Origin of the sequence: Rhizobacter sp. (genome assembly GCF_031412495.1) — a bacterium.
In the GTDB taxonomy this organism is placed as follows: Bacteria; Pseudomonadota; Gammaproteobacteria; order Burkholderiales; family Burkholderiaceae_C; genus Schlegelella_A.
In genome coordinates this window covers 1-6,341 of record NZ_JANODC010000109.1, presented here as the reverse complement: position 1 = coordinate 6,341, position 6,341 = coordinate 1, and the positions used below count along the sequence as shown (strand labels likewise).

Here is a 6,341-nt window from a genome sequence, read left to right as displayed (position 1 = left end):
CGACGAGCTCAAGCGCCACTTCGACGAGGGCCAGATCGTCGAGATCGTGGCCACGATCGCGCTCTTCGGCTACCTCAACCGCTGGAACGACACGATGGCAACGACGCTCGAGCCGAAAGCGGTCGCGGTTGCCGAGAGGGCCATCGGTGCCGCCGGCTGGCAGCCCGGCAAGCACGTCGGCTGACCCCGGGCATGCTCGAGGTCGTCGTCGTCGGCAGCGGCATCGCCGCCGCCTCGGTGGGCTACTGGCTGGCGCCGCACGCCCGCGTCGTGCTTCTGGAACGCGAAGACCAGCCCGGCTACCACTCCACCGGCCGCTCGGCGGCTCTCTTCTTCGAAAGCTACGGCACGGCCCAGGTGCGCGCCCTGACGATGGCCAGCCGCGCCTTCCTCGACCGGCCGCCGCCCGGCTTCGCCGAGCACCCGATCCTGTCGCCGCGCGGCGCGATGCTGGTGGCGGCGCCGGGCCAGGAGGCGCTGCTCGACGAGCACTGGGCGGTGCTGCGCTCCGTGAGCGAGCGCGGGCGCCGCCTCGATGCGGCCGAGGCGCTGGCCGTCGTGCCCTTGCTGCGGCCGGAGCAGCTGCTCGGCGCCGTGCTCGAACCCGATGCGGCCGACATGGACGTGCATGCGCTGCACCAGGGCTACCTGCGCGGCATCCGCCAGCACGGCGGCCGCGTCGTCTGCGCCGCCGAAGCGACGGCGCTCGGCCGGCGCGGCGGCCGCTGGCAGGTCACCGCCGGTGGCGTCGAGCACGCTGCCGACATCGTCGTCAACGCCGCCGGCGCCTGGTGCGACGTCGTCGCCGGGCTCGCCGGCGCGACGCCGATCGGGCTGGTGCCCAAGCGCCGGTCGGCCTTCGTCTTCGCGCCGCCGGATGGCGTGGCGACCGGCGCCTGGCCGCTCGTCGCCGGCATCGATCCCACCTGGTACATCAAGCCGGACGCCGGCATGCTGCTCGGCTCGCCGGCCAACGAGGACGCCGTCGAGCCGCACGACGTGCAGGCGGAGGAGCTCGACATCGCCCTGGCCGTCGACCGCATCGAGACCCTGACCCGGCTGCGCGTGCGTCGCGTCGTGCGGCGCTGGGCCGGCCTGCGCTCGTTCGTCGCCGACGGCGACCTGGTCGGCGGCTTCGATCCGGAACTGCCCGGCTTCTTCTGGGTCGCTGCGCAGGGCGGCTACGGGATCCAGACCTCGGCGGCGATGGGCGAAGCCTGCGCCGCCCTGATCCTCGGCCGCGCCCTGCCGGCGCGCATCGCCGCCTTCGGCCTGACCGAGGCGATGCTCTCGCCGGCGCGGCTGCGCCGCGCTTGAGCGACCGTCATGCGCCGACGAGCCGGTCGGCGCCGTCGCCGAAGGCGTAGGCGTCCATGCCGATGCTGCCCATCGTCACGCTGTCGTGCAGGCGCGCCGGAGCGGCGCTGCGCCCGCCGGCGCCGGCGGCGACGAACCACGGCAGCAGGTGCTCGTCGGTCGGATGCATGTCGACGGCGTGCGGGGCACGGCTGCGGTAGGCGAACAGGGCCGGCCAGTCGCGCGCGGCGGCGCGTTCGGCGAACCAGCCGCGGAAGGCGGCGCTCTCCGGAATTTCCGGCTGCTCCATCGGTGCGCGCAGGCCGCCGGCGAAGGCGCGGCGCAGGTTGTGCGTGATGCTGCCGCTGCCGATGACGAGCACGCCCTCGCGGCCCAGCGGCGCCAGGGCTTCGCCGAGCAGGAACTGGCGTTCCGGCGAATCGCTCGGCGCGAAGGCGAGCGGCACGACCGGGATTTCGGCCTTCGGGAACAGATAGCGCAGCGCCGTCCACGCCCCGTGGTCGAGGCCGCCTTCGGGGACGCTGCGCGCGCGGATGCCGGAGCCCTCGAGCAGGCCGCGGACGTGCTCGGCCAGGGCCGGCTCGCCGGCCACGTCGTAGCGCAAGGTGCGCAGGCGCGGGTCGAAGCCGCCGAAGTCGTAGATCGCCCCGTGCTGCGCACCCGCGAGCACGACCGGCGATCCGGCGGCGGTGTGCGCGGACACGCTGACGATGGCCTTCGGACGGCCGAAGCGCGCCTCCAGGGCCGGGCCGAGCCGCATCATGAAAGCGCCGGCCGCGCCCGGCTCGAGGGCGATCATGGGCGAGCCGTGCGAGACGAAGAGCGAGGGCAGGGCGGTGGTGTTCATGCGTCATTGGAGCACCGGGGGGCCGGCGCGTCGTTGAACCCGCCTGCACGCATCGTTCGCGTCTCGTGTAAGTTCGCCGCATGACCGAACCGATCGAATCCGCGCCTGCACCGCGCCGGCCCGGCGCCTGGCAGCTCGGCTGGCGCCAGCTGCTGCGCGACTTCCGCGCCGGCGAACTCCGCCTCCTGGTCGTCGCCGTGACCCTCGCGGTCGCGGCGCTGACCGCGGTGGGCTTCTTCGCCGACCGCATCAACGGCGGCCTCGAGCGCGACGCCCGGCAGATCCTCGGCGGCGACGCCATCCTGTCTAGCGACCAGCCGGCGCCCGACATGTTCTCGGCCCGCGCCCGCAGCGCCGGCCTGGTCACGGCGACGACGGCGAGCTTTCCGAGCATGGGCCGCGCCCCCGACGACAAGGGCGGGGCGACCCGGCTGGTCAGCGTCAAGGCGGTGAGCGACGCCTACCCGCTGCGCGGCAAGCTGCGCCTGCGCGAGGGCCGGGACGGACGCGAGGTCGACGTCGCCGGCGCGCCGGCGGCCGGCACCGCCTGGGTCGACCAGGCCCTGCTCGACGCGCTCGGCCTCGAGGTCGGCAGCGACCTGCTCCTCGGCGACGCGACCCTGCGCATCGCCCGAATCATCGTCATCGAGCCGGACCGCGGCACCGGCTTTTCGAGCCTCGCCCCGCGCGTCATGCTCAACACCGCCGACCTGCCCGCCACCGGGCTGATCCAGCCGGCCAGCCGCGTCACCTACCGCCTCGCCGTCGCCGCGCCGGGCGCGGGCAACGACGCCAAGGTGGCCGAGTTCGTCGAGTGGGCGGAGGCCGAGATCAAGAAGTCGGCCGTCCGCGGCATCCGTGTCGAGTCGCTCGCCAGCGGCCGGCCGGAGATGCGGCAGACGCTCGACCGCGCCGAGAAGTTCCTGAACCTGGTCGCCCTGCTGGCGGCGCTGCTCGCCGCCGTCGCCGTGGCCATCGGGTCGCGCGACTTCGCGACCCGCCACCTCGATGCCTGCGCGATGCTGCGCGTGCTCGGGCTGCCGCAGCGGACCATCGCGGCGCAGTACTTCATCGAGTTCGCCCTCATCGGCTGCCTGGCGAGCGCCGCCGGGCTCGCGCTCGGCTTCGCCGTCCACCACGTCTTCGTGTGGCTGCTCGCCGGCCTGGTCCAGGCGGTGCTGCCGCCGCCCAGCGTCTGGCCGGCCCTGTTCGGCGCCGGCGTCGGCTTCACGCTGCTGTTCGGCTTCGGCCTGCCGCCTGTGCTGCAGCTGGCCCGGGTCCCGCCCCTGCGCGTGATCCGCCGCGACGTCGGCGCGATCAAGCCGGCGTCGCTGGCCGTGCTCGGCGCCGGCGCCGTCGGCTTCGCCGCCCTCCTGCTCGCCGTCGCGAGCGACCTGAAGCTCGGCCTCATCGCCGTCGGCGGGTTCGCCGCGGCGGTATGCGTCTTCGCGCTGCTCTCGTGGCTGGCCCTCGCCGTCCTGCGCCGGTCGGTGCCCGAAGTCGGCGGGCCGCGCTGGCTGGTGCTGGCCACGCGGCAGATCGCGGCGCGTCCGGCATTCGCCGTGCTGCAGGTCTCGGCGCTGTCGGTCGGCCTGCTGGCGCTGGTGCTGCTCGCCATCCTGCGCACCGACCTCATCGCCAGCTGGCGCCAGGCGACGCCGAAGGACGCGCCGAACCGCTTCGTCATCAACGTGCAGCCGGCCCAGGCCCAGGCCTTCCAGGAGCGGATCACGGCCGCCGGCGTGAGCCGCTACGACTGGTTCCCGATGATCCGCGGCCGCCTGGTCGCGATCGACGGCAAGCCGGTCGATCCCGACGCCTTCGCCGACCCTCGCTCGAAGCGCCTGGTCGAGCGCGAGTTCAACCTGAGCCACAGCGCCGCCCTGCCGCAGCACAACACCGTCGCCGCCGGCCGGTGGGTGGCCGACGAAGCCGGCGGCCTCAGCGTCGAGGACGGCCTGGCCGCGAGCCTGGGTCTGCGCCTCGGCCAGACCCTGCGCTTCGACATGGGCGGCACCCTCGCCGAGGGCCGCATCACCAGCCTGCGCAAGGTCGACTGGTCGTCGATGCGCGTCAACTTCTTCGTCTTGTTCCCGACGCGGACCATGGCCGACGCGCCGGTGACCTACATCGCCGCCTACCAGGCGCCGTCGACGCCGGGCTTCGACAACGCGCTCAGCCGCGACTTCCCCAACATCACGTCGATCGACGTCTCGGCATCGGTGGCGCAGGTGCAGCGGGTGCTCGACCAGGTCGTGCGCGCGGTCGAGTTCCTGTTCGGCTTCACGCTCGCCGCCGGGCTCGTCGTGCTGTTCGCGGCGGTGAGCGCGACGCGCGAGGCGAGAGCGCGCGAGTTCGCCGTGATGCGCGCGCTCGGTGCCAGCGGCAAGCTGCTGGCGCAGGTGCAGCGCGCCGAGCTGCTCGGCGTCGGCGCGCTGGCCGGCGTGCTCGCCTCGGGCGCGGCGATCGCCGTGAGCTGGGCCCTGGCCCGCTACGTCTTCGAGTTCGACTGGAATCCGTCGCCGCTGGTGCCGCTCGGCGGCGCCGCTGCCGGCGCGCTGCTCGCGCTCGCGGCCGGCTGGTGGGGCCTGCGCGAGGTGCTGACCCGGCCCGTCGTGCAGACGCTGCGCCAGGCTGCGGATTTGTAGACGCGCGCGTCGAATTCGCACGCACGCGGCTCGGCTGCACGGCCGTCACGGCGGAACCGGCCGGCGCGGGCGGCATACTGCGGCCCATGCCGGCGCAGCCCAGGGAGCGGGTCTTTCGCATCCTCCATCTCGAGGACAACGAGGTCGATCACGAGCTGCTCGTCGCCCATCTCGAGCGGGGCGGCCTGCAGGCCTATACCCGCCGGGTCGAGTCGGAGCGCGACTTCCTCGAGGCGCTCGAGCAGCCATGGGACGCCGTCGTCTCCGACTACAACCTGCCCGGCTTCTCCGGCCTGCTCGCCCTCGAGGCGGTGAAGGCCAAGACGAGGCCGGTGCCCTTCATCCTGGTCTCGGGCGAGATCGGCGAAGACACCGCCGTCGAGGCGATGCGCAACGGCGCCAGCGACTACCTGCAGAAGAGCCACCTGGCACGGCTCGTCCCGGCGCTGCTCCATGCGGTGGATGCGGCCGAGACGAGGCGGGCCCGGATCAAGGCCGACCGCGACCTCGTCGCCTCCAAGGAGCGGCTGCACCAGCTGGCCCAGCACCTGCAGACCAGCGTCGAGCACGAGCGGGCAGCGATCGCGCGCGAGATCCACGACGACGTCGGCGGCTCGCTCACCGCGCTGAAGTTCGACCTGGCCTGGATCGCGCGCCACTCGAGCTCGCCGCAGATCACTTCGCGCGTGCAGTCGGCGCTGGAGACGGTCAGCCACGCGGTCGAGGCGAGCCAGCGGATCATGCACAACCTGCGCCCGGCCATCCTCGAGCAGGGCCTGGCCGCGGCGCTGACCTGGATCGCGCAGCGCTTCGAGCGGCGCAGCGGCGTCGAGTGCCACATCCGGCTGCCGCGGGCGCCGCTCGAGCTGCCGCCCGGCGTGCCGCTGGTGGCCTACCGCACCGCCCAGGAGGCGTTGACCAACATCACCAAGCACGCCCAGGCCACGCGCGTGCACATGGACCTGTCGATGGCCGGCGGCGTGCTCTCGCTCGAAATCAGCGACAACGGCCGGGGCCTCGACGATCAGGATCTCGCCAAGGCGCGCTCGTTCGGCATCCGCGGCCTGCACGAGCGGGCGACCACCGTCGGCGGCTGGATCGACCTGTCGAGCGGCTCCAGCGGTACCACGCTCATCCTCTCGGTGCCGCTCGACACGCCCGACAGCGCCTACGTGCCCGAGCCGGAGACGAACAAGTCCTACGACCCCTCGCAATGGGCCGATGTCTGATGACCATGGAAGCGGCCCGATGATCAAGGTGTTCCTCTGCGACGACCATGCCCTCATCCGGCGCGGCATCCGCGACACGCTTTCCGACGCACCCGACATCGAGGTCGTCGGCGAGGCCGGCGACTACGGCGAGCTGCGTGCGCTGATGCGCGAGAAGACGGCCGACGTGCTCGTCCTCGACATCAACCTGCCGGGGCGCAGCGGCCTCGACGTCCTTCACGCGCTCAAGGACGAGGGCACGACGATGCGCGTCCTCGTCGTCTCGATGTACCCGGAGGACCAGTATGCGATCCGGGCCCT

The 6,341-nt window shown here is 73.4% G+C and carries 5 protein-coding genes and 1 pseudogene; 5 read left to right on the top strand and 1 reads right to left on the bottom strand.

The window, feature by feature from the left end; genetic code table 11:
- Both AC30N0_RS04005 and AC30N0_RS04000 read left to right on the top strand, forming a co-directional pair.
- Window positions 1-184: pseudogene (locus tag AC30N0_RS04005) on the top strand (carboxymuconolactone decarboxylase family protein); the annotation flags it as partial.
- Between the two features lie 8 nt (window positions 185-192).
- Window positions 193-1,317, top strand: coding sequence for an NAD(P)/FAD-dependent oxidoreductase (locus tag AC30N0_RS04000; protein ID WP_489516641.1), 1,125 nt, complete (start codon window positions 193-195; stop codon window positions 1,315-1,317).
- 7 nt (window positions 1,318-1,324) lie between these two features.
- Here AC30N0_RS04000 and AC30N0_RS03995 read toward each other — a convergent pair whose 3' ends face one another.
- A complete protein-coding gene (locus AC30N0_RS03995) occupies window positions 1,325-2,164 on the bottom strand; it encodes a dioxygenase family protein (RefSeq protein WP_489516640.1) in 840 nt (279 codons plus the stop codon).
- A gap of 80 nt (window positions 2,165-2,244) precedes the next feature.
- Between AC30N0_RS03995 and AC30N0_RS03990 the strand changes: the two genes are divergently transcribed.
- From AC30N0_RS03990 to AC30N0_RS03980, 3 genes are all read left to right on the top strand, one after another.
- Window positions 2,245-4,812: an ABC transporter permease gene (locus tag AC30N0_RS03990; RefSeq protein ID WP_489516639.1), complete on the top strand. Its 2,568-nt coding sequence runs from the start codon at window positions 2,245-2,247 to the stop codon at window positions 4,810-4,812.
- 86 nt (window positions 4,813-4,898) lie between these two features.
- Window positions 4,899-6,041, top strand: coding sequence for a sensor histidine kinase (locus AC30N0_RS03985; RefSeq protein ID WP_489516638.1), 1,143 nt, complete (start codon window positions 4,899-4,901; stop codon window positions 6,039-6,041).
- Window positions 6,042-6,060: 19 nt separating this feature from the next.
- The coding region (locus AC30N0_RS03980) for a response regulator (RefSeq protein ID WP_489516637.1) at window positions 6,061-6,341 on the top strand (281 nt) is incomplete at its 3' end.